Raw genomic sequence first — 19,282 nt, 5'->3', positions numbered from 1 at the left:
AGACTTAGTTCTTAGCTGCATTCTAACTCAACGAATCATTTGATATACATGTTTGAATTCGAATTTTATAAATATAAGTGTTTACGCATAGTCCATGAGATCAATTCAAACGCAAGACCTTGAGACATAACTAAAACTAATTAGAAAATGGCGAATGACTCAATAAGAGAATTATTTGCCGTTCGTTTTTAAACAAACAATCAACAAAAAACCTGTATCATCAGACACAAGTTAGGTCATCTGCCTATTCATGTATTTTCTCTACTAAGCTATTAAACGCTTCCCTATCAACTACCTGCCGAATATTCGGTCCTAACAGGTCGTCATGATTTGCTGGTTCAATCGACGTTAATTCTTCATCTTCTATTTTTCTTTTAAGAACGTCTCCATCAATATGATACGTTCCAAGTTCTTCTCCCTGAACCCAATAATCAGCCATACTTCCACTCGTGGTCTGACGTAGAAAGAGAAGATAGGTGTCACCTTCCTGGAAGATCTGATTTTGATTAAAAAGCATTCTTTCTGATCCTGATTGCAGAAACGTTATCTCCTCTTCTGATTCTCCTACTAGAGTCTGTACCACTTTTGCACTGTGTTTGGTCTTACACATATTGTCGAAGACCGTCTCGCTATCCAGAATCTCAACTTCTGCAATGAGATCTGCTTGCTTCACAGAGTCTGTAAAAGGAATCCATTCAAGCGATGCTTCAATGGCTCCGTACTGTCTACACTCCTCCGGTTCAGATGTTCCAAACCCACAACCTCCAGTGATAAGTATGGCAAACAATCCGATTATATATCTTTTCATCTTGTCATCCACCCTCCTTATCGTGTTCTATCTTTCATTATAGTTTAAAATGGTTAGATCTATCCTTTTTACTTTTCTACAAAAAAAGCATACTAGTCGCTAAACTAATACGCTCATATAGCCTCTATTACACATTAAATAATCCACCATCAATTGTGTATGAAGACGAAGTAACGTAAGCAGCTTCATCTGATAACAGGAATGCGATCAGGTTTGCAACTTCGTCTGGCTCACCGTAGCGTTTCATCGGAACTGCATCATTGTATGCATGTTTAGCAGCCTCAGCATCCTCAGACACATTTGATTCAATGTTACGCATCATCTGTGTGTTAATTACTCCAGGGTTTACTGTGTTCACACGTACATTATGAGCAGCTGATTCTAAAGCAGCTACTTTATTAATCCCCATGACCGCATGCTTTGAAGAATTGTATAATCCCATACTTGGCGCTCCAGTTAATCCAGCTACAGAAGACGTATTAACAATGGAACCAGCATTTTGATTTTTCATAACTGGCAACACATGCTTCAAACCAAACAGTACACCTTTCACATTAATTCCATACACGAAATCAAACTCTTTCTCTGTAATTTCCTCAATTAGTTTAGCGGGTCCTTCAACACCTGCGTTATTCACAAACCCATCGATGCGGCCAAATGTAGCTATTGTTTGTTCAACGTACTGCTTCACGCTTTCTTCACTCGATACATCAGCTTGTACAACAAGACTATTCTCTTTCGTTAAAGAAAGCTCAGACTGAACAGCTTCAATTGCTTCTTTATTCAAATCAACCAATACAACCTTCGCTCCACCAGAAGATACTTTTTTTACTACTTCTTTTCCGATGCCGCCTGCTGCCCCTGTCACGATGATTACTTTATCTTTAAAATTCATAACTGAATCCCCCTAGTATATATCTATTTAATTGAGATCACTCTCGAATTAATACATATAGTATAAATCCATTCTTACCATTTATGAAGTACGCACATAAATGTGGTATAGTTACTAAAAAGATACTTATGTGATTCAAAGAATTAGCATGAATTGCTTCTCAAAAATTAAGGTAATAATAAATATCAGAGTTCCCTCTTTCCGATGTAAACTCGTAATCTCTTGTGTTTAACCCTCCTATTTCAAATCCATACTTCAGATAAAAACGATTTGCAGCTAGATTATAGGCTTGGGCGATGGTACTGAGGCCCTTACAATGCTTTTCTTTCGCTAGGTTCATTGCAAAATCTAGCATCTGTTTAGAAATACCTCTTCCTCGGTTGTTCTCCTTTACCTTGAGATCACTTAGATAGCAGTATTTATTCCATCCGATTTCAAATACTGCCAAACCGACACATTGACCTTGATCATATGCAGCAACGGCAAACCCCTTTTGACTGATGTTCTCAAATGAATAGTTCTCCTCTGGGAACGTTTTTTCTGTTCGTTGATCAAAGGTTCGTTCGGAATACTCCCATGAGCCATTTGATCTCGTAACAAGTAACTCACCGAACAACTGAAATGGTTCGTTTGATAAGCTCAAACTCTCTTTTGTTTCTTCTGTGACCTGTTCAATTTTCAATGGTTGGCCCCCTATCGGATAAGTAAAGTTTATATTAGTATACTCGATCTCATAAAAAAGAACGTCATTCCCTTACATGTGAATGACGTTTCATATACGTATCATTATCATCTCAATGTTGTACTATTTAACTATAGTACAAGCAAATACACGTGCTTCAAATGACTTTCGCCACACCTTTAATCTGATCTGATCGCACTCTCCTTGCAGCAAGCACATTTAAAATGTCCTGCTTGTACATAAACCCTTTCTCAATGGCATAGGAAGTGATATCGTTTGGATTCTCTAAGTGTGATGATGATCCAAAATAATAATTTTGTCCGCTACTAAATTTAATAGAATAAAAGAAAATGGTAGTTACTCCTTACTGTATTGAATTTAAGTTCAACTAATGATGTTTATCAGAATCCTTATACCCACTTTTCTTAGTTTTAAACCAAAAAATTAAGAAATATCGTTAAATTGCAATTTTTTTGCCGGTTATTCTGATTGATCAACTACCCATCCCATTTCTTGCAGACGATCTAACGTTTCATTCGGTAATTCACTCAGAGCACCTTCCTCTAGAAATGTACAAGATGTAACATTAGCAGAGGCAGGATCACTTTGATTTATTGCATTCGTAATGATTGCAATCTTATCACCCAGCGTAACGTCTTCACATACTTCACTTTCATTGAGTTCATTTTCCATTACCATGATTCCTTGATCATTAACTAAAATACTTTGACCATTAGTCAATTTCAAAAATCTTCCTTCTGTTGTCTCATTAACATCCATCTGATCATCTAATGTACACCCGAACAAAGTGAACAGAGCCGAAATACTTAAAAGATAAAGAAGATCTTTGGTCATATTCTCACCCCAGCTTTTAAATATGGATTCATTCTAATCGTATACAATGTATGGGTGCGTCATTTAGAAGTTATATTAAGGTTTCGTTAAATTACAAACGTTCATATAAACTCGATGAAAAATGTGAATGAAGACTCTTCTCCAATTGCAGGAAATGATACGAATTTAAATCCATTCTCATCTGACTATTTAAGCTGTACCCACAAATAATGAGATGAGTATGAGGAGAACCATCTTCATGAGCGAAGTGATTAATCCCCAACCAATCCATCCTGTGTCCAACTATTTCTTGTAAATCATTCATACTCATTCTAATCCATTCTTTGATACATTCATCATCAAACCCTGAAATCTCTCTGCTAACATGAATAATCATTCGGTAGCCACAATTATTTCCCTTTGAAGGAAGTCTGTTCAGTAATTTGATAAAACGATTTTTCGTTGTTTGATTGTGTTCCTGATCGAAATAAGGATGACTATGCAAAACCTTTTTTCCTATATAGGTAATGTGACCTTTTAATTGAGTTAAAGGAATGACAATGACTTCTCTTAAATATCAAGTGTTCGATTTTCACTAGCAATATCATCATCTCCTTTATAAAACGCAAAAAAGCCCATCATCAAATGGACATATTCATCCCCTGGTGACAGGCTCCTCCTAAGTAATCATTATTTTATTAAGTAAATTTAGTATACACGAAAATGACATTCAGTACATTTCCTATGGTTCATTATGTTCATACACAAATGACTTGAATGAACCTATTTACCATACCTAATGTTCTTAACTGTTTTACACTCCAATTTGTAATCTGAAAAATAACGCTCTCCCCCATTACCTATAGGAGCTTGAGCAACAAATCCGACTTTAATCGTTTCTTTAACAGGCAAGTGAAAAACGCGCATCATTTCATAGTGTTCACCATTTAAAGAGTAATGAAACGAGAATGAATTCCCAACTCTAACTACTTTTAACCATACTGTATCTCCCTCAATATGATTTCCATTAGCGTCATCTGTCGTTTGATTTCGTACAACGCTTACAACAGCATTTTTATTGAAATCCGTTCGTTCTAAACACGCTTTTGCCCAGCATTCTTCATTCTGGTGGATCATGATGGCAGAAGCATCAAATGTATCTTTAAAAGTGAGTGATACGTTAACACTCATAACAAAATCTCCTTCTACTTCTGTATAAAAGTAGGGAGCATTGTTAAGGCTTTTTGATAATTCACTTGATCCCGAGGTCATCCCATTGTCATAGGCAAAATCACTTTTGGGCGGAGCTATAATGACCATTTTCTCTTCTTTGAAAGAGTGTGATCCTTCATTTAACCATTCGAATTGACCAAGCTTCATGCGATCCATTTTAAAACTCCTTTACAATCATTTTTATCATACTAAAACTATTATACACGCTTACATTTATTTCTTAGTCATTTACACTCACGCGATTTAATGTACTTTTCTGATGAACCTCCAGTAGGCTAATGCATATAATACACAATATAAAAGCTAAGGAGTGATATTGTGTATTACTATCAGAATCCTTTTTACTCTTGCTACCCCTTTATTCAAAGAAACTCAATATACTACCCCTACACTCAATCACAGTCCATAAATAGAACCGTTCCGTATCAGCAACCCAAAACGGATTACGGGAAGGATCCATTTACCCTTAACATTGCACAAGCAGCAAGAAATAATAACACCTACCGTACTGCCATTTGGACAGGAGATCATCTGCAGGTGACTGTCATGAGCATTAATGTAGGGGACGACATCGGGTTGGAAATTCATCCTAATACTGATCAATTTCTTCGCATCGAACAAGGTCAGGGGTTAGTTCAAATGGGGGATAATCCGCAGAATCCAAATAATCTAACGTTTCAAGCCAATGTGTTTGAGGATAGTGCCATTATGGTCCCAGCAGGTACATGGCATAACATTATTAATACTGGACCAACTCCATTAAAACTGTATACCATCTATGCCCCTCCGCACCATCCTTATGGAACGATACAAATGACAAAAGCAGATGCAATGGAATCATAGTAAATTAGCTTGCAAGCAAACTGTTTGCAAGCTTTTTTATGCAGGTTTCACTCTTCAGCAGTCATCCTTATAAAATCTTATTCGATCTTTATTTGTTGGAATACCATTTACTACACTTTCCCATACACCGTTTTTATAGACTTCGTATTGTTCAAACGCAAAAGGAACTCCATTCGCGTCAGCTATATCACTGTCATCCATAAACTGAATATGTAAATGTGGAGCAAAAGAGTTCCCCGAATGTCCAACCTTTCCAATGAATTCACCTTTTTTTATAGACTGACCGACAGCTACTTGGACAGACCCCAATTGAAGATGAACAAAAGCAGCATACACACTATTGGCACAATCTAACATGATGTAATTACCCGCCACTGATTGCACATCATCTTTAATCGGGTCGAACCATCTAGCATGTTTGTATGCATTAGTCAGATCCTTGAGCAAATTCGTTTTTGCTCGTTCTGGATATCCATCCTCCGCTTTGATAACAACCCCGTCACAAGGAGCAAACACATCTTGCCCCCAACAATAGTATTCATGGATCGGAACTCCAGAAAACAAGTAGTGAGCTAAGCCCGTCCGGTAAGCAGGCCATCCCTTTTGATTCCAATTCACTTGAACAAAGTCATAAGCATATCTAGATCCAAATTTGTCGGTACCATGACTAGGAATTTTCGTTCCTGGCGTGTTAGGAGCATACCACTCTCCTCTTAATGGAAACTCTACAATGATTGGATCACGTGTGTAAATCATGTGCACTTCCTCCTCTGCTCTTTTTAACAATCGATTTAATATAAATGATCTAGTACGAAATCCTTCAGTCATCCTACTTGACGTAATATACTTTTAGTTGAAATTACGCTAAAAAATAGCATGTAGACAGAAATAACGAATGGAAATCATAGTAATATAGAGTTAAGAAGAGAGGTGTTAAAGTGATTAATTCAAGAGACATTAAGACCAGACAGGATCGAATCCAATACCTATTAAAAAGCGAGTATAACTGGCGCTTTTCTGAGTTGAATTTCTTTAATTCTGGTACCCCACATATATAACAATTAATGGTAAAATAAATAGACGATTTAAAAAGGAGCGACACTCATGGAAGCCATTCTAGCAACGATTTACTCCACCATTATTCTAATCATGACCGTTTATTTTATAGTGAAAATGCTAAACATAGCTTATAAGAGAAATGAAATCACGATCCGTAAATTCATCCTCATTGCCACCGCATCCATCACTATTGGTATCACATTGTCGGTATTATCTCTTTATATGTACCAAACATTATTTGGTCTCCTTCTTTAGATAAAGAAACATAACGTATTTATTTAGGAAAACTTCTTTTCTAAAAGCTCCTGTGACTCTAATAAATTACTATACGAAGACTCTTCTAGATCAAACTCAAACTGCCTGATAAATTGAATAAATCGTTGACTTGCATGAAAGACTGCTTCATTAAAAATGGTTAATGGAATATGCTTAAAGTGTATTTGCTCATCTTCTTGGTCAACATAATTTCGTCGAATGATACTTAGTTCAATTTCTTGATCTGTTGCAATCAGTTCATAGCTATCTGGTGTTAGAGAAAGTAGTGGCCAAGGTGGTTCTTGGTAATCCTTAATTAACCCTGATAGTAAAGAGTCCCACATGCACAATAGATCATACGTAGCGTCCTTTTCATCTAAAATCATTTGGTCATTCCATTTTATTTCTATAAATCCAGGTAACGCGTGAAAATCTTGACCAATTAATGTCTCCCTAACGACCTCTATAGCTGACTGATCTTTCATATGAACCCTATCCGGCTCTTCATCTGTTGTCCAAATTGGATTCCCATCTTCATTCACATGATAAAAGAAGAAATCGATCGTAATGATATCTTTCAATCGCAAAACCTCCTAAAGAGTGTAAACTGCATTACTTAGCGACAACTGGACATCAAGATACTATTAAATAAAATCAAACTTTACTTTGCGCTTTCCTTTCTTTTTCTTTCAAAATATGGATGTATGAAATATCCATTTACAAACCCACCTAATGCAAAACCAATTACTCCTTGCCAATAAAAAGATCCCCCTAGGATAAACCCTACTATAAGCATCATCAGAGCCGATACAAGAGAGTATTGTGATGCTCTGTAAAAACGTCTACTCATGGTAACCTCCTACAAAGATATTTAAGGTATTGGTATTTTTATCTTTTCTCCTATAACTTCTCCATACGTTTTTCTCTTAATCTCAATAAAAGTCCGATTAATAGTAGTAAGAGCCCTAATAGACCAAAAATTACTGATATCAACAGTACACCTACGCCTCCCCAAGAACTTTCACCTGTTGGATAATAAAACATAACAAATAAAAGTAATACTAGGCCAATACCAATTGAGATTAATCCACCTACCAGCAAAGATTTAGCTCCCATTCATACCCTCCTATAATTTTCCTTAGTCAAAGTCTACCCTGTAGCCTGTTTATAAAACAATTTAAAAAGCGAACTACAACCTTGATAATATATTTGATTTACTACCTATAAATTCTCTCCAGGATAAATTAGTTAGTATCTTAGTTACAACAGGAAAAGCAAAGGCATAAAAAAAAGAATCGGCTAAAGATTAGCCGATTCTATTCGTTTTTACCTCTTACATACATTATCTATCTACATTAAGCAAACTTCCGTGTTCAACTCACTCAGTATTCAAACTTATACTAAACACACCTATAACCGTCTTACCATTTGCTTCATATAAAGGAATGTCCGTATCTTGATTTCTCTCTCGTTCTGCTTGCTTTGCTAACGCCTCTTCAGGGGTTTTGGGTAAATCGGATTCACCTGTTACTCTATCTAAGTCTACTTTTTTTATATAACCTTCTGTTCCATCTACTCCAATAGCCTGAATTAGATCAGGCTCATCTGCTGAAGAGGTAGAATATAAGGCCGATCCATACGTTTCTCCTGAATCATTTAATGAATAATCAGTCATTTCTTCTCCGCCAAATGCCGTTTGAAGTGAAAGCACACCTATTAAGGCTCCGATAGAAAATGTAGCGAATATCAATGTCTTCTTTAGCACATGATTCCCTCTTTTTTATCCATTCATGACAATTCATGTGAGCGATTTCTTTTATTATAAACAATACAAAGGTAGAAAATACGATGAAGAGAGGTTGTTGTAGGATTCGTTTTTAAGATACAGCATCTATATTAATAGCCTGCTGCCTATACTCTTCTATCTCCTCATGCGTCAGAATAAACGACAAAGTATTTGGCTCAGTAAAAGATAGAATCTTCCCTTCATAGAGAAATTCACCCAACCATTCACCTTCTAAGTAAAACTCGATTTCTTCTTGAGTTGCTTCGATGACTTCCCCTACACTTTGTTGCCAATCAACTCCTCCTCTCCCAGTCCTTACAGCATCAATATCGGCTACTACCCTGTCATCACGATCTGAATAAAAGTTAATGGTCGTCAACAAATTATACACATCGACTTCCTCTCCTTTTGTCCCCAAATATAGACGATAGGAATCTACGGGTATTTCTTTTTCATCACCTGTTCGAACTGACTCTAAAAGAGCATCTCCAAGGTAATGACTTGTATGCCCTTCTTGTTGTTCTTCTTCTTTGAACCTTACAATGTAGGTTAGTAACGTTTCAACTTGTTCTCTATCAAATGTAGGAATTGTTTGCGGATCACGATCACCAATCTCATTAATATGGATCTCAATTCCATATTCCTGTTCAAGTTCTTTCACTTCATTCTCAAGTTGATTGCATCCAAATAGAGCGATACTAAGTAATAGAAATGACGAATATCTTAACGGCTTGTTCATACCTTTGCCCCCTTGGAGTCTCAATACTGTATGAACAACCATACCCATATTTTTCAAATAGATAACTTCGCTTTCACATTTTCTGTTACCCTTCTACTAACGCATAATAATAATGCAGTTCCCCATCCTCATCTACAATTAACACATCATCTCTTTCATTTGCTTCAAAGATAACTGAACCGATTAATAACTTATTTGCCATTTCATTCGTGTAATCATAGTTCCCATCTGCAGCTTGCACTTTAATTTCACCCAGCTGATCACCTTTTGTTAACGTGAGTTCATCGACCCAATCAATGTTTGTTTTGTATATGATCCCGTTAAACATCAGAATATCAACTTCTGTATCTCCTGTTAGAACCTCTTCTGCTGTCGGATTTTCTTCCGAGTTAGTCACGGTCTTTGAGTCGTCATTATTAGAACACCCTACGAATAGAAAAACCAATCCAGTACAAAAGATAGGTATTAATTTCTTCATAAAGCACCTCCCTATTTTTCACCACACTGACTCTTTAAAATGAGATTTACAATATAATTAGCATCGTGTTTTACTCCATAAATCAAGGCGGAGCTTCTTCGACTCTGCCAGCTTAACCCTATAAAGTAGAGACCTATAACCAGTGATTCTCCGAAAGTATGAATAGGTTGCCCTTTTAAGTTAACGACTCCTTCGATCTGAATCCAGTCATATCGGTTTCTAAAGCCTGTAGCCCATATGATAGAGTTTATAGCTAGTGGATAATCTTTTTGGAAATAGCTTTTCCCACGCTCCACTCTTATGACTCTACTTACCATTTTAACTACTTTCTTTACACGTCTATAATCGCTCCCGATAATCGGATCTCTTTTGCGTAGAAACTTACCGACCAAGGAATCGGGTGTAGCTTTGGACAGTCCAAGTACATCAAACCACCAGAATAGACTCTTACCAATTATATGTTTGGGGATGTTTCTAATCTTTTGACTGCTAGAAAGAATGACATTATGAGTGTGGCTTAGCTCTGCTGCAATTTGTACGCCTGTATTTCCGCTTCCTACAACTAATACCTTTCCTTTTGGAACTTGGTTAGGATTTTTGTATTCTGATGAATGAATCATAAATGGGATCGTTTGGTCATGAATGTCTGGAATAAATGGATCATGAAATGCTCCTGTTGCTATGACTACTTGAGCAGCAGTGTACGTCGTTGATTCACACTCTATAAGAAACGTCTGGTTCTTGTCCTTAGTCACATTTAATACTTTTTCGTTGTGTTTAATAGATAATCCCTTTTCCATTACGAACCTTTTCATATACAAAGCTAACTCATTCTTACTCGGAAAACCCTGTGGCTCTCCTTCTATAGTATATTCGTACAAAGTACTATAATTCCTTGGTGTAAATAACGTTAAAGAATCATATCTTTGTTCCCAAGATGCACCAGGCTTTTCATTTTCATCAAGGATTATGTAGGGAATATTCTGTTGCTTCAGTGCATAAGCCATGGCTAATCCTGCTTGGCCACCACCAATAATAATGACTTCATATGTGTTCATTATTTGAAACCTCCGTATCACAAACATTCAAATGTATGTTTTAATATTAGAATGTATGATAAGGACGGGCGTGTCAATATAAAAAGTACCAAAGCTCAAAAGCCTTGGCACAATCGGTTACTTCTTATATTATTTGATTCATTGATAGTCCACATTCAGTGTTATACAATCTTAATTATTGAATAATCTACCCTCTAAGTTATTATAATCTTATATGCTTCTTAACTTGGGAGGTACTGATGAGCAAATGGATCTGGATCTTGGCAATCTTATATTCTTTAACAGCTGAAATCTTTCTCTTATGTAATCTAACAGCTAGTTCCAAACCCCCTTTTAGCGCTGGAAATGGAAATATTGCAATCGTATTTGTGTTCATCCTAATACCTATTACAATTAGTATTGTTTGGATAGTTTCAATTCTCTTACGTCATGTAGAGATTAAAAAAAAGCACCTGAACATACTAGTACTCATTTTAATCTCACATATCTGTTTCGGGATCATGTATCAGTTTAGTAAGTTAGACGATTACAGAGACCTTTTAGCAAATGAATACTTCGATTTTATGGGGTCCCATGATATGGAGTATATTCACATGATCACAGTTGGTTTCAGCATGCAATTGAATAATCAATATTTTAATATGAATACTTGGTTTGTATTTTTGTCATTTACAATTCTAAGCTCGCTGTTAGTTAATAGTGTGAGACGTATCAAGAGAGTATAGTTATTTATCTTTTGATGGAGTAAAACCGGACACGATAAATTCTTTTCCATGATCACGTAAAAACTCAACATCTTTCCCATAATGCTCAAGTTGCCCTTCTCATCCCTTTTTCGATTGCTTCTCGATTCTTTTTAAGTTGATAATATTCGAAACAATTGTTACAGCACCCGCAAGGATACTCCCAACTCCGTAAGTATTACCTATACTTATTATATAGATACCTACACCCATCAAAGCTACACCTATTCCAATACCGAGGTTTGAACCAATTTTCGCTACCCTGATTGAAGGGTATGTGCCCTTCGCTGCTTTTCTTGAGACGTCCATATACTTTTTAGTGTGGTCTTTCACATTAATGGATTTCATACATTGTCTCCTCCTACTCGAATATGTTATCAATCAGATTGTCAATCATAAAATCAAAAACACTTACAGGACTACACAAGGTACTTTCTTGAGTGATTGTGTTTAACATCGCTGATAATACTGATATAGCTAGATCCTCCTCAATCTTTAAAGTGAGATAAGGTTTATCTAACATGTACTTAGTTGATCTATACGCTTTTTCAGTAAGTTCCTCTCTCTGTTCCTCTTCTAACTTATTAAAGAATGCTAAAAAATCGGGGTTTTTAATATCATAGATAAACGTGCATTCATTATAAACTCTATAGATTTGCTTTAACGCCTCGGCAACACCAAACTTGTTTGACATGGCCGCTAACTTACTTTCTACATCCTCATATAAACGATCCTGTATAGTTTTAAAAGTTTGATAAAATAGGGCCTCTTTTGTATCAAAGAAAATGTAGAACGCTCCTTTAGAGATCCCTACACTCTTACAAATGTCATCAATACTTGTTTTTTTAAATCCGTATCGCTGCCAACTCTCTTTGCATTCCTCAAGTAACTTATTGTGAATGGTTACTTTTTGTTGCTCAGTAAAACCTTTAGCCATCTTATTACACCTCCATAATACATATGACTAAAATAACTTATATAGTCATATGTATTATATTCTGAATATTGATAATGGTCAATAAGATATTTTCCATTCATTTTTTGCAATGTTATTAAGATACGAGCAAAAATACACAAATAAAAAAGCACCAAAGCTCTAAAAGGGCTGGTACTTCAACATACTTCCTATATGGCATTAAGAGGACTCGAACCTCCACGCTTTGGCACTCAAAAGCTTGGTATACATACATTTAAAACCCTATAGTAAACGTATTAATATGTCTCTCTGAATCTCCTGGATAACATATAGAGACCATTACGTATATAATCAAAACACTGATTAAAATATACGTATTAAACATACTTAATAATAAGATCAAGTTTTACTAAAAAAGAAGAAGATTAACCCTCTTCTTTTTCTAACAACGTTACTGGGTGATATGGCGCTTTAGGATCATTATTCAGATTTATAAAGTAAAAATGCTCATTCTTTTCACCATATTGTTCAGTATAAGGCATTTTTAAAGAGTTAAATGTATGCTCATCATTTACAAGAGAGATGTAAAGCTGATATCCCTCACCAATAAATGCTAGTGTGTCTTTAAGAAAGTATAGGACTTAACAGTTTTTGTCTGTTATAGCTGGTATATTCAATTCTTTAACACATGAAACAGCAGACAAACTCACTATACAGTTGACTATCGATACAATATCTTGAACCGGAATTCTCGTACCTGCATATTCGATTATAGCCTTTTCAGCTCCATCTTCATAAGGGATCTCGGCAGCCAGTTCACCTGGATTGATACAAGTAACCGCAATTCGATCTTTCCTTACATGTTCTCTTAATGCACTTGATATCCCACGTAGTCCATATTTAGAAGTTACAAAAGAAACCTGTGAATTGCTAGTGTTATCTAATCCAGCGGTTGATCCAATTAAGATAACCTTACCATTTTTTGATTTTCTTATATTTGGTAATAAGGCTTGAGTAAAAGTTATTGTTGAAGTTAAGTTAATATTTAATATAGTAGCAATGTCTTTGGGGTTATCATGATCAAAGTCATAATCATCTTCAAATCCATCCTTCTCCCATACGCCAACATTGTAAATAAGCACATCTATTGTTTGATCTTTTAGTGCGTCTTTAACCACACCTATTTGATCTTGCTGTGACAAGTCCACTTCTAACCAGTTTCTCTGAACGCCATCATTCAAGTCTAAGGTATCTGGTCTGGTTCTTGATATGATCCATACGGTATCTCCATTAGTAGGTAACCCTTTCACAAACGCATCCCCTAAGCCTTTACTTGCCCCAAGAATAATGAAATGTCTATTCAAATTGCCTCAACCTCTCTACTAGATATTAATAATGTGTTTATCATTCGCTAGTAAAGAATATCAGAGTACCTTATACATAGACACTTCATAAAGTCCGAGCGTTGCTACATCTTTAGTTGTAGAGGTAATTTAAAAAGGATTCTGACTAGTCGTTCAATTTAAGATACCAAAGCTCTTAAAGCCTTGGCATCTTAACAGAAAATTGATCAACAAAACATCTCTTCCGCTTACCAATTAGTGACTCTTTTCAAAATGCATCAGATGTAAAATGAACACTAATAGAATTGTTATAATGTTATTCGTCCTTACACTTCCATCTTACATATCAAACGTTTTCATCATTTGCGTTATAGCTTGGTCCATTGATTGATGACCTACTCCGTCTCTCGCCTGTGTAGAGATTCCATACATAAAGCCTTCTATTAACGTACATAAAACATCTGAGTTAACGTTACTCGTTATATCTCCGTTTTTTTGTCCTCTTAAAATACATGCTTCTAGATTAGCCCTAACTAAGGTCCGTTCTTCAAATACCACATCACGTACATGTTTATTTTTTTCTGAACAGACATTTGCTGATAACACCAGCATGCAACCTGAAGGATGGCTGGGATCTGTCTGCATCTTGGCTGTCTGTCTTAAGGCTTTTTCGATTGCCTCTTTAGGGTGCAATGATGGATCAGCTAAACAATCTGTCACTGTACCATAAGACGTGTTGTACCGATCAATCACTTCTTTGAACAGGTTCTCTTTAGAACCAAACGCCGCATAAAAACTTGCAGATGATATCCCCATCGCTTCTTTAAGCTGTGCAAGTGACGTAGATTCAAAACCTTGTTCCCAATATAAAACCATAGCTTTAGATATGGCTGATTCTTTGTCAAATACACGAGGGCGTCCCGTTCGAGCCATACGTACACCTCCTTGATTACTTACTTATATACTAATTGATCCATAAATGATTGACAACCATAAAGAGATAGAATAACATATGGATTGATCGATCCATAAATGACGAAAGGAGTTTTATATCTTCCAACTTTTATTTATAAAAAGGAGAATACGTACAATGTCTGATATTAGCCAATCGCAAAACGCTAAACCAAAGTTACCTTTAACGAGTTTATTAGCACTATCAATGGCTGGATTTATCTGTATCATGACTGAAACAGTTCCAGCCGGTTTACTCCCGCACATTAGTAATGGATTAGACGTGACTAGTCCACTTGCAGGACAGTTAGTTACCTTATATGCAGTTGGATCACTTGTAGCTGCTATACCAGTTACGTTTGCAACTCAAAGCTGGAAGAGAAAACCACTACTACTTTTTGCAATTGGTTTGTTCTTTATCTTTAATACGATTACGGCCTTATCTTCAAATTACACATTAACTTTAGCCGCTCGCTTTTTTGCAGGTGTAGGAGCTGGTATTGTCTGGAGTATGCTAACTGGGTATGCAAGAAGAATGGTTCCAAAAGAATTAAAAGGTCGAGCTACAGCAATAGCTATGGTGGGAACACCGATTGCTCTAAGCTTAGGAGTTCCAGTCGGTACGATTTTAGGAGATTATCTAGGGTGGAGAGCGGTTTTTATCATCATGTCCACTTTAGCGTTTATCTTAATCATTTGGATTGTAGTTAAGGTTCCAGATTTCTCTGGTAATTCAAGTAAGAATCGTGTAAGTCTGTATAAAGTATTCACCATGCCTGGAGTACGCCCCATTTTGTCGGTTGTCGTCTTATGGATGATCGCTCATAATATTCTATACACATATATTGCACCATTTCTTGTAGCGATGAATGTAGGTTCTAAAGTAGGGATCTCATTATTTATCTTTGGTGGTCTCTCACTAATTGGTATATATATTACAGGTGTTTTAATTGATAAGAAACTTAGACTGCTTGTCTTAGTAAGTCTAATTGGTTTCTCATTATCAGCAGTATTATTTCAATTTGCAGGTAGCTACGCGTTCATCATTTTCATTGGGATTGCCTTATGGGGAATTACGTTTGGTGGGGCTGCTACTTTATTACAAACTGCGCTAGCTCAATCAGTAGGCGAAAAAAATGTAGACGCCGCAATGTCTATGAACACAACCGTTTGGAATGCAGCAATTGCTGGTGGAGGGATTATAGGAGGGCTATTGCTCGATTCATTTGGAAGTATCTCTTTCCCACTAACGATTCTTGTACTTACCGTTATAGCCATTGGGATTGTCATCTCTAACCAGAAATACGCTTTTGTGAAACAGTAAAACCTATATGCTAAGTGCCCGACAGGATTCGTTTATGACAATGTAGTCGGGTCTTTAGTTGGTTTAAGCAAGAAGCTTTAACCACTTCTAATAAATTCATCCTTTTGATATAATTAGAAAATGAAAGTTAAATTGAAAGGCATGGTCATTATAAAAAGATTAAAATTTAGATTTCTTACTGTTTTCCCTTTATTAATTCTTTTGTTAATTGCAAAGAATGTTTTCAACTTTTCTAGTACCACTTTCTCAGTTTGCATGATAATTATTATTGTGGTTTTTTGGATAGTGGAAATTATAGTATTTGAGAAAGAAAATGAATAGCTACGTTAGCTCTAAATCGTACTCATAACTAATCTAAGGAGCTACTCATAATGAAGGAGCAGATTTTATTTAGAAACGTCTTAATCACTTTATTAATTGGTATACCGATTAGCATCCTTCCCTCCTTGTTGGATTTACCAACAATACTGGTATTCATCCTTGCACCAATCGGAATCATACTTAACTTTATTGGAATAGCATCTTCAATCTTACTCATCCAACATAAAGCTGTTGCAAAGAAGTAACGTATTAAGCTATCTACTCTCCATTTTAAGTTAATAAGGGGAAACGATCCAACCTATCCCTCTTATGACGAATAACAAAAAAAGCACCAAAGCTCTAAAAGCCTTGGTACTCATAAATTACTAAATATTTCGTTGAAGAGTTATACCCTAGATATTAAAAATGTTTGCTTACTGCTTCCTCGATTGATTCGTCACCTTGCTTAATATAAAAACTCTTACCAAATAACTTTTCATTTCCAATTATTTGATCGAGTACCTGCGCAACATCCTGTCTAGTGATACGATAATCATTAAAATGATCTTGCCTTGTTGGATGTAACTCTATTTTTCCAGATGCTTTTTCATTGTTCATTGGTCCTGGTCGCACAATTGTGTACTGTAGGTCGCTTTTTTCAACATAGAAATCTGACATATACTTTGCAACCGCATAAGGCTTCATTTTCTCGTTTTCCTCATCCACATCTAAACTATCTGCTGCACTTAGTTGAATAAAGTGTGTGATACCTGATGATTTTGCATAATCAATTGCTTTTTTAGCACCCCATAAATCAATAAGCAATGACTTATCCGCTCCAGTGCTTCATACGATATAGATTCTTACCATACTTGTTTCGTTGGTGTCACAAAAATATCGTTTATCATAACATTACTCGGCTTATTCACTGCAAAAGCGATGGTTTCAGCCACATGTTCTGGTGAAATCGCTACTTCATTCAGGTTACCTAACACGGAACTCACATCTTTATCCGTCACCTTCTCTTGCCAATCAGTTGCGATTACGCCCGGTGAAATGTATACCGCTTGAATATTATGATTTACAGATATCTCTTCTCTTAAGCTTTCTGTAATGGCTTTTGTCGCGTATTTTGTCGCACTATAGACACCGTGACCTTCACCTACTGCGTGACCTGCTACTGAACCAACATTAATAATTTGACCAGAGCCTTGCTTTTTCATTTGTGGGAGAACAGCAGCTATACCATATAATACTCCCTTTAGATTTAAGTCGATCATTTTTTCCCACTCATCAACATGAGCATTATCCCATTTAGAGAATAACATTAATCCTGCGTTGTTAATGAGTGTATCTATTCTTCCGTATTTCTCCACAGTGAAATCTATTAATGCACTTACTTCATCTCTTGAGGAAATATCCGTTGCTCTAAAGGTAGCGACACTAACATTTCCTTCAAGAACCTTCTGCAATAATCTTAGCAATTTGCTCAAATATGCCTTGACCCAAAATTGTTACGAAAGAACGCTCAAATTTTGAACCTTTCCATACTTCCACAGGAACTAACCTAAATCCAAAAGGGTTTTTAGCTTCGATCTCTTTCTCATCAAACGGTTCAATATTTACTCTTCTATTTATTAGCCTTTCCATTAATGGAGCAATATGATTGGTGATTTTTACTTTAATTGAAGCCTAATTTCAGTTAACTAGTATTTGTTACTTATTAATAAAGAACTTAAAGCCTGTGAAACATAATGAACTAATAATAATGTGATTAAAACTAATGAACCTTCTAACTGTGTGAAGAGAAAATGTACTATAGTAAGAATTATCAGAGCCGTCCCAGTGATTCTGTTTGACATATCAGAGCTTTTTAAAACGATATATCTATATCGTTCATCCTCATTAACATTAGTTCCTTTTAACTTTAAATCTGTTAGAGCGTTTAAAGCTATTCCAAATACCAATATTCCCATTACCCACACGTCTTGTCCCCAGAATATGAATACTACAGCTATAATTAACATTACTAATGGAGCCCATAGAGTTAAAAATATTTCCATTTTTTTATTCATATATTATTCCTCCAATACAAAAATGTCTTCTACTTTTCTATCAAAAAATTGAGCTATTCTCATGCTTAATTTAAGTGATGGATCATATTTCCCATTTTTAATCGAAATAACTGTTTGCCTACTAACGTTTAAAGACTCACTTAAACCTTTCTGTGATAAATTTTTTTGTTTCCTTAATTCACGGATATTATTCTTTATGACAATTGCCCCCTTTGTAAAGTTTGCTTTACACCACTATAAATGAATCCGAACTTGAAACAAACTTAAATGCAGAAGATTATGAAGCAGTAGTAAATAAAGTTGAGGAGACAAATAATCTCCTTAATCAGATTACTGATGAAGAATTGGCTGAAGCAAAAATTGAAGATGGAGTATTAACCTTTGGAGACAGTGCTACTCAAAGTGATTTCTCCACAAATGAATTTGAAGAAATGGCAAACCGTAATGGTATAGACATACTTTGGTGGGGATATCGAGTATATTTAAGTGATGATTTAACTAGGACTACAGCGCAGTTAATTGGGGCTGGAGCAGGTGGAGCTGCAATAGCTGCAGCATGGATGCCTGTTTTCACTGCTCCAACTGCTCTCATTAAAGCTATAACAGCTTCTTTAGTGATCGTAGGTGGTGGTGTCTCAGGAACTTTAGTTGCAGTAAATGATGGTAATGGTGTATATATTCGATTTACTGGATTAATGCCTGCACAAGTAATTTACACAGGAATTCATCCACAGTAAATATCCAGAAATAACATAACTTATTATTCACTATATTTAAGGATTTTAGGCCTATTATCTTCTAATACTAGGCCTAAAATCTTTTTTATACTTAACATAAACACTCGGATCTTTATAACTAATACCCTATTAGAGAAAATCATGAGATAATCCATACAAAAAGGGAGGAGTTCCCTAGCCCTATATTTTATCTCCGTGCTTCTGTAAACGCTAGAATAAAGTT

29 protein-coding genes are annotated in these 19,282 nt (G+C 35.8%); 6 read left to right on the top strand and 23 right to left on the bottom strand.

Features of this window, described 5'->3' with window-relative positions; translation table 11 throughout:
- Positions 1 to 244: 244 nt before the first annotated feature.
- From ACQKKO_RS11075 to ACQKKO_RS11050, 6 genes are all read right to left on the bottom strand, one after another.
- Positions 245 to 808 (bottom strand): hypothetical protein, encoded by a 564-nt coding sequence (locus ACQKKO_RS11075; protein WP_498647102.1) that lies wholly within the window; start codon positions 806 to 808, stop codon positions 245 to 247.
- A 127-nt stretch (positions 809 to 935) separates the two neighbouring features.
- A complete protein-coding gene (locus ACQKKO_RS11070; RefSeq protein WP_498647100.1) occupies positions 936 to 1,703 on the bottom strand; it encodes an SDR family NAD(P)-dependent oxidoreductase in 768 nt (255 codons plus the stop codon).
- Positions 1,704 to 1,863: 160 nt separating this feature from the next.
- On the bottom strand, positions 1,864 to 2,385 hold the full coding sequence (locus tag ACQKKO_RS11065; RefSeq protein ID WP_498647098.1) for a GNAT family N-acetyltransferase: 522 nt from the start codon (positions 2,383 to 2,385) through the stop codon (positions 1,864 to 1,866).
- Between the two features lie 480 nt (positions 2,386 to 2,865).
- Positions 2,866 to 3,240, bottom strand: a complete 375-nt coding sequence (locus tag ACQKKO_RS11060) for a hypothetical protein (RefSeq protein WP_498647096.1) — start codon at positions 3,238 to 3,240, stop codon at positions 2,866 to 2,868.
- 91 nt (positions 3,241 to 3,331) lie between these two features.
- Positions 3,332 to 3,616 carry a hypothetical protein gene (locus tag ACQKKO_RS11055; protein ID WP_498647094.1) on the bottom strand — a complete coding sequence of 95 codons (285 nt, stop codon included), beginning with the start codon at positions 3,614 to 3,616 and terminating at the stop codon, positions 3,332 to 3,334.
- A 386-nt stretch (positions 3,617 to 4,002) separates the two neighbouring features.
- Positions 4,003 to 4,608 carry a DUF1349 domain-containing protein gene (locus tag ACQKKO_RS11050; protein ID WP_498647093.1) on the bottom strand — a complete coding sequence of 202 codons (606 nt, stop codon included), beginning with the start codon at positions 4,606 to 4,608 and terminating at the stop codon, positions 4,003 to 4,005.
- Between the two features lie 162 nt (positions 4,609 to 4,770).
- Between ACQKKO_RS11050 and ACQKKO_RS11045 the strand changes: the two genes are divergently transcribed.
- Positions 4,771 to 5,295, top strand: a complete 525-nt coding sequence (locus ACQKKO_RS11045) for a cupin domain-containing protein (RefSeq protein ID WP_498647092.1) — start codon at positions 4,771 to 4,773, stop codon at positions 5,293 to 5,295.
- A 54-nt stretch (positions 5,296 to 5,349) separates the two neighbouring features.
- Here ACQKKO_RS11045 and ACQKKO_RS11040 read toward each other — a convergent pair whose 3' ends face one another.
- Positions 5,350 to 6,051 carry a M23 family metallopeptidase gene (locus ACQKKO_RS11040; RefSeq protein ID WP_498647090.1) on the bottom strand — a complete coding sequence of 234 codons (702 nt, stop codon included), beginning with the start codon at positions 6,049 to 6,051 and terminating at the stop codon, positions 5,350 to 5,352.
- Between the two features lie 348 nt (positions 6,052 to 6,399).
- Here ACQKKO_RS11040 and ACQKKO_RS11035 point away from each other — a divergent pair, with 348 nt between their 5' ends.
- Positions 6,400 to 6,609 (top strand): hypothetical protein, encoded by a 210-nt coding sequence (locus tag ACQKKO_RS11035; protein WP_498647088.1) that lies wholly within the window; start codon positions 6,400 to 6,402, stop codon positions 6,607 to 6,609.
- A 23-nt stretch (positions 6,610 to 6,632) separates the two neighbouring features.
- On the opposite strand, the gene ACQKKO_RS11030 is transcribed toward ACQKKO_RS11035, so the two are convergent.
- From ACQKKO_RS11030 to ACQKKO_RS11000, 7 genes are all read right to left on the bottom strand, one after another.
- Complete coding sequence (locus ACQKKO_RS11030) at positions 6,633 to 7,190, bottom strand: hypothetical protein (RefSeq protein ID WP_498647086.1); 558 nt, start codon at positions 7,188 to 7,190, stop codon at positions 6,633 to 6,635.
- 80 nt (positions 7,191 to 7,270) lie between these two features.
- Entirely contained in the window at positions 7,271 to 7,459 is a 189-nt protein-coding gene (locus ACQKKO_RS11025; protein ID WP_498647085.1) for a hypothetical protein, read from the bottom strand.
- 50 nt (positions 7,460 to 7,509) lie between these two features.
- On the bottom strand, positions 7,510 to 7,725 hold the full coding sequence (locus ACQKKO_RS11020) for a hypothetical protein (RefSeq protein WP_498647083.1): 216 nt from the start codon (positions 7,723 to 7,725) through the stop codon (positions 7,510 to 7,512).
- A 262-nt stretch (positions 7,726 to 7,987) separates the two neighbouring features.
- The gene (locus ACQKKO_RS11015; RefSeq protein WP_498647080.1) at positions 7,988 to 8,374 is read right to left on the bottom strand and encodes a peptidase M56 BlaR1; all 387 of its coding nucleotides are present in this window, start codon (positions 8,372 to 8,374) and stop codon (positions 7,988 to 7,990) included.
- Between the two features lie 112 nt (positions 8,375 to 8,486).
- Positions 8,487 to 9,134, bottom strand: a complete 648-nt coding sequence (locus ACQKKO_RS11010) for a hypothetical protein (RefSeq protein ID WP_498647078.1) — start codon at positions 9,132 to 9,134, stop codon at positions 8,487 to 8,489.
- 85 nt (positions 9,135 to 9,219) lie between these two features.
- Complete coding sequence (locus ACQKKO_RS11005; RefSeq protein ID WP_498647077.1) at positions 9,220 to 9,612, bottom strand: hypothetical protein; 393 nt, start codon at positions 9,610 to 9,612, stop codon at positions 9,220 to 9,222.
- A gap of 11 nt (positions 9,613 to 9,623) precedes the next feature.
- Positions 9,624 to 10,670 (bottom strand): flavin-containing monooxygenase, encoded by a 1,047-nt coding sequence (locus ACQKKO_RS11000; protein ID WP_498647075.1) that lies wholly within the window; start codon positions 10,668 to 10,670, stop codon positions 9,624 to 9,626.
- A 239-nt stretch (positions 10,671 to 10,909) separates the two neighbouring features.
- Between ACQKKO_RS11000 and ACQKKO_RS10995 the strand changes: the two genes are divergently transcribed.
- Positions 10,910 to 11,395, top strand: a complete 486-nt coding sequence (locus tag ACQKKO_RS10995; RefSeq protein ID WP_498647073.1) for a hypothetical protein — start codon at positions 10,910 to 10,912, stop codon at positions 11,393 to 11,395.
- Positions 11,396 to 11,494: 99 nt separating this feature from the next.
- Here the strand turns inward: ACQKKO_RS10995 and ACQKKO_RS10990 are convergent, their stop codons facing one another.
- The 4 genes from ACQKKO_RS10990 to ACQKKO_RS10975 all read right to left on the bottom strand — a co-directional run bounded on the left by ACQKKO_RS10990 (position 11,495) and on the right by ACQKKO_RS10975 (position 14,605).
- A complete protein-coding gene (locus ACQKKO_RS10990) occupies positions 11,495 to 11,761 on the bottom strand; it encodes a hypothetical protein (RefSeq protein ID WP_498647071.1) in 267 nt (88 codons plus the stop codon).
- A 13-nt stretch (positions 11,762 to 11,774) separates the two neighbouring features.
- Positions 11,775 to 12,350, bottom strand: a complete 576-nt coding sequence (locus ACQKKO_RS10985) for a TetR/AcrR family transcriptional regulator (protein ID WP_498647069.1) — start codon at positions 12,348 to 12,350, stop codon at positions 11,775 to 11,777.
- A gap of 620 nt (positions 12,351 to 12,970) precedes the next feature.
- The gene (locus ACQKKO_RS10980) at positions 12,971 to 13,693 is read right to left on the bottom strand and encodes an SDR family NAD(P)-dependent oxidoreductase (RefSeq protein WP_498647067.1); all 723 of its coding nucleotides are present in this window, start codon (positions 13,691 to 13,693) and stop codon (positions 12,971 to 12,973) included.
- Positions 13,694 to 14,011: 318 nt separating this feature from the next.
- The gene (locus ACQKKO_RS10975) at positions 14,012 to 14,605 is read right to left on the bottom strand and encodes a TetR/AcrR family transcriptional regulator (protein ID WP_498647065.1); all 594 of its coding nucleotides are present in this window, start codon (positions 14,603 to 14,605) and stop codon (positions 14,012 to 14,014) included.
- Positions 14,606 to 14,762: 157 nt separating this feature from the next.
- Here ACQKKO_RS10975 and ACQKKO_RS10970 point away from each other — a divergent pair, with 157 nt between their 5' ends.
- Both ACQKKO_RS10970 and ACQKKO_RS10965 read left to right on the top strand, forming a co-directional pair.
- Positions 14,763 to 15,947 carry an MFS transporter gene (locus ACQKKO_RS10970; protein ID WP_498647063.1) on the top strand — a complete coding sequence of 395 codons (1,185 nt, stop codon included), beginning with the start codon at positions 14,763 to 14,765 and terminating at the stop codon, positions 15,945 to 15,947.
- Between the two features lie 371 nt (positions 15,948 to 16,318).
- On the top strand, positions 16,319 to 16,513 hold the full coding sequence (locus tag ACQKKO_RS10965) for a hypothetical protein (RefSeq protein WP_498647061.1): 195 nt from the start codon (positions 16,319 to 16,321) through the stop codon (positions 16,511 to 16,513).
- 154 nt (positions 16,514 to 16,667) lie between these two features.
- Here ACQKKO_RS10965 and ACQKKO_RS10960 read toward each other — a convergent pair whose 3' ends face one another.
- From ACQKKO_RS10960 to ACQKKO_RS10940, 5 genes are read right to left on the bottom strand one after another with little or no spacing between them, the layout of a single operon-like run.
- A complete protein-coding gene (locus ACQKKO_RS10960) occupies positions 16,668 to 17,072 on the bottom strand; it encodes an NAD(P)H-binding protein (RefSeq protein WP_498647059.1) in 405 nt (134 codons plus the stop codon).
- Between the two features lie 38 nt (positions 17,073 to 17,110).
- On the bottom strand, positions 17,111 to 17,740 hold the full coding sequence (locus tag ACQKKO_RS10955; protein ID WP_498647057.1) for an SDR family oxidoreductase: 630 nt from the start codon (positions 17,738 to 17,740) through the stop codon (positions 17,111 to 17,113).
- Positions 17,703 to 17,897: a TdeIII family type II restriction endonuclease gene (locus ACQKKO_RS10950; protein WP_498647055.1), complete on the bottom strand. Its 195-nt coding sequence runs from the start codon at positions 17,895 to 17,897 to the stop codon at positions 17,703 to 17,705. The genes ACQKKO_RS10955 and ACQKKO_RS10950 overlap by 38 nt, the downstream gene beginning before the upstream one ends.
- 56 nt (positions 17,898 to 17,953) lie before the next feature.
- On the bottom strand, positions 17,954 to 18,322 hold the full coding sequence (locus ACQKKO_RS10945; protein WP_498647053.1) for a hypothetical protein: 369 nt from the start codon (positions 18,320 to 18,322) through the stop codon (positions 17,954 to 17,956).
- 3 nt (positions 18,323 to 18,325) lie between these two features.
- On the bottom strand, positions 18,326 to 18,508 hold the full coding sequence (locus tag ACQKKO_RS10940; RefSeq protein ID WP_498647423.1) for a helix-turn-helix transcriptional regulator: 183 nt from the start codon (positions 18,506 to 18,508) through the stop codon (positions 18,326 to 18,328).
- A 158-nt stretch (positions 18,509 to 18,666) separates the two neighbouring features.
- Between ACQKKO_RS10940 and ACQKKO_RS10935 the strand changes: the two genes are divergently transcribed.
- Entirely contained in the window at positions 18,667 to 19,059 is a 393-nt protein-coding gene (locus ACQKKO_RS10935; RefSeq protein WP_498647050.1) for a hypothetical protein, read from the top strand.
- Positions 19,060 to 19,282 lie beyond the last annotated feature (223 nt).

Source organism: Alkalihalobacillus sp. NPDC127517 (genome assembly GCF_050276055.1).
In the GTDB taxonomy this organism is placed as follows: Bacteria; Bacillota; Bacilli; order Bacillales; family Bacillaceae_D; genus Alkalicoccobacillus.
This window is presented reverse-complemented; position numbering and strand designations above follow the sequence as displayed.

What these genes read in the sequence shown, in the direction of transcription:
- ACQKKO_RS11075 (WP_498647102.1), bottom strand. Translation starts at nt 808, where the DNA reads ATGAAAAGATATATAATCGGATTGTTTGCCATACTTATCACTGGAGGT.
- ACQKKO_RS11070 (WP_498647100.1), bottom strand. Translation starts at nt 1,703, where the DNA reads ATGAATTTTAAAGATAAAGTAATCATCGTGACAGGGGCAGCAGGCGGC.
- ACQKKO_RS11060 (WP_498647096.1), bottom strand. Translation starts at nt 3,240, where the DNA reads ATGACCAAAGATCTTCTTTATCTTTTAAGTATTTCGGCTCTGTTCACT.
- ACQKKO_RS11055 (WP_498647094.1), bottom strand. Translation starts at nt 3,616, where the DNA reads ATGATTATTCATGTTAGCAGAGAGATTTCAGGGTTTGATGATGAATGT.
- ACQKKO_RS11050 (WP_498647093.1), bottom strand. Translation starts at nt 4,608, where the DNA reads ATGGATCGCATGAAGCTTGGTCAATTCGAATGGTTAAATGAAGGATCA.
- ACQKKO_RS11040 (WP_498647090.1), bottom strand. Translation starts at nt 6,051, where the DNA reads ATGATTTACACACGTGATCCAATCATTGTAGAGTTTCCATTAAGAGGA.
- ACQKKO_RS11035 (WP_498647088.1), top strand. Translation starts at nt 6,400, where the DNA reads ATGGAAGCCATTCTAGCAACGATTTACTCCACCATTATTCTAATCATG.
- ACQKKO_RS11025 (WP_498647085.1), bottom strand. Translation starts at nt 7,459, where the DNA reads ATGAGTAGACGTTTTTACAGAGCATCACAATACTCTCTTGTATCGGCT.
- ACQKKO_RS11020 (WP_498647083.1), bottom strand. Translation starts at nt 7,725, where the DNA reads ATGGGAGCTAAATCTTTGCTGGTAGGTGGATTAATCTCAATTGGTATT.
- ACQKKO_RS11010 (WP_498647078.1), bottom strand. Translation starts at nt 9,134, where the DNA reads ATGAACAAGCCGTTAAGATATTCGTCATTTCTATTACTTAGTATCGCT.
- ACQKKO_RS11005 (WP_498647077.1), bottom strand. Translation starts at nt 9,612, where the DNA reads ATGAAGAAATTAATACCTATCTTTTGTACTGGATTGGTTTTTCTATTC.
- ACQKKO_RS11000 (WP_498647075.1), bottom strand. Translation starts at nt 10,670, where the DNA reads ATGAACACATATGAAGTCATTATTATTGGTGGTGGCCAAGCAGGATTA.
- ACQKKO_RS10995 (WP_498647073.1), top strand. Translation starts at nt 10,910, where the DNA reads ATGAGCAAATGGATCTGGATCTTGGCAATCTTATATTCTTTAACAGCT.
- ACQKKO_RS10990 (WP_498647071.1), bottom strand. Translation starts at nt 11,761, where the DNA reads ATGAAATCCATTAATGTGAAAGACCACACTAAAAAGTATATGGACGTC.
- ACQKKO_RS10985 (WP_498647069.1), bottom strand. Translation starts at nt 12,350, where the DNA reads ATGGCTAAAGGTTTTACTGAGCAACAAAAAGTAACCATTCACAATAAG.
- ACQKKO_RS10975 (WP_498647065.1), bottom strand. Translation starts at nt 14,605, where the DNA reads ATGGCTCGAACGGGACGCCCTCGTGTATTTGACAAAGAATCAGCCATA.
- ACQKKO_RS10970 (WP_498647063.1), top strand. Translation starts at nt 14,763, where the DNA reads ATGTCTGATATTAGCCAATCGCAAAACGCTAAACCAAAGTTACCTTTA.
- ACQKKO_RS10965 (WP_498647061.1), top strand. Translation starts at nt 16,319, where the DNA reads ATGAAGGAGCAGATTTTATTTAGAAACGTCTTAATCACTTTATTAATT.
- ACQKKO_RS10950 (WP_498647055.1), bottom strand. Translation starts at nt 17,897, where the DNA reads ATGGAAAGGCTAATAAATAGAAGAGTAAATATTGAACCGTTTGATGAG.
- ACQKKO_RS10945 (WP_498647053.1), bottom strand. Translation starts at nt 18,322, where the DNA reads ATGAATAAAAAAATGGAAATATTTTTAACTCTATGGGCTCCATTAGTA.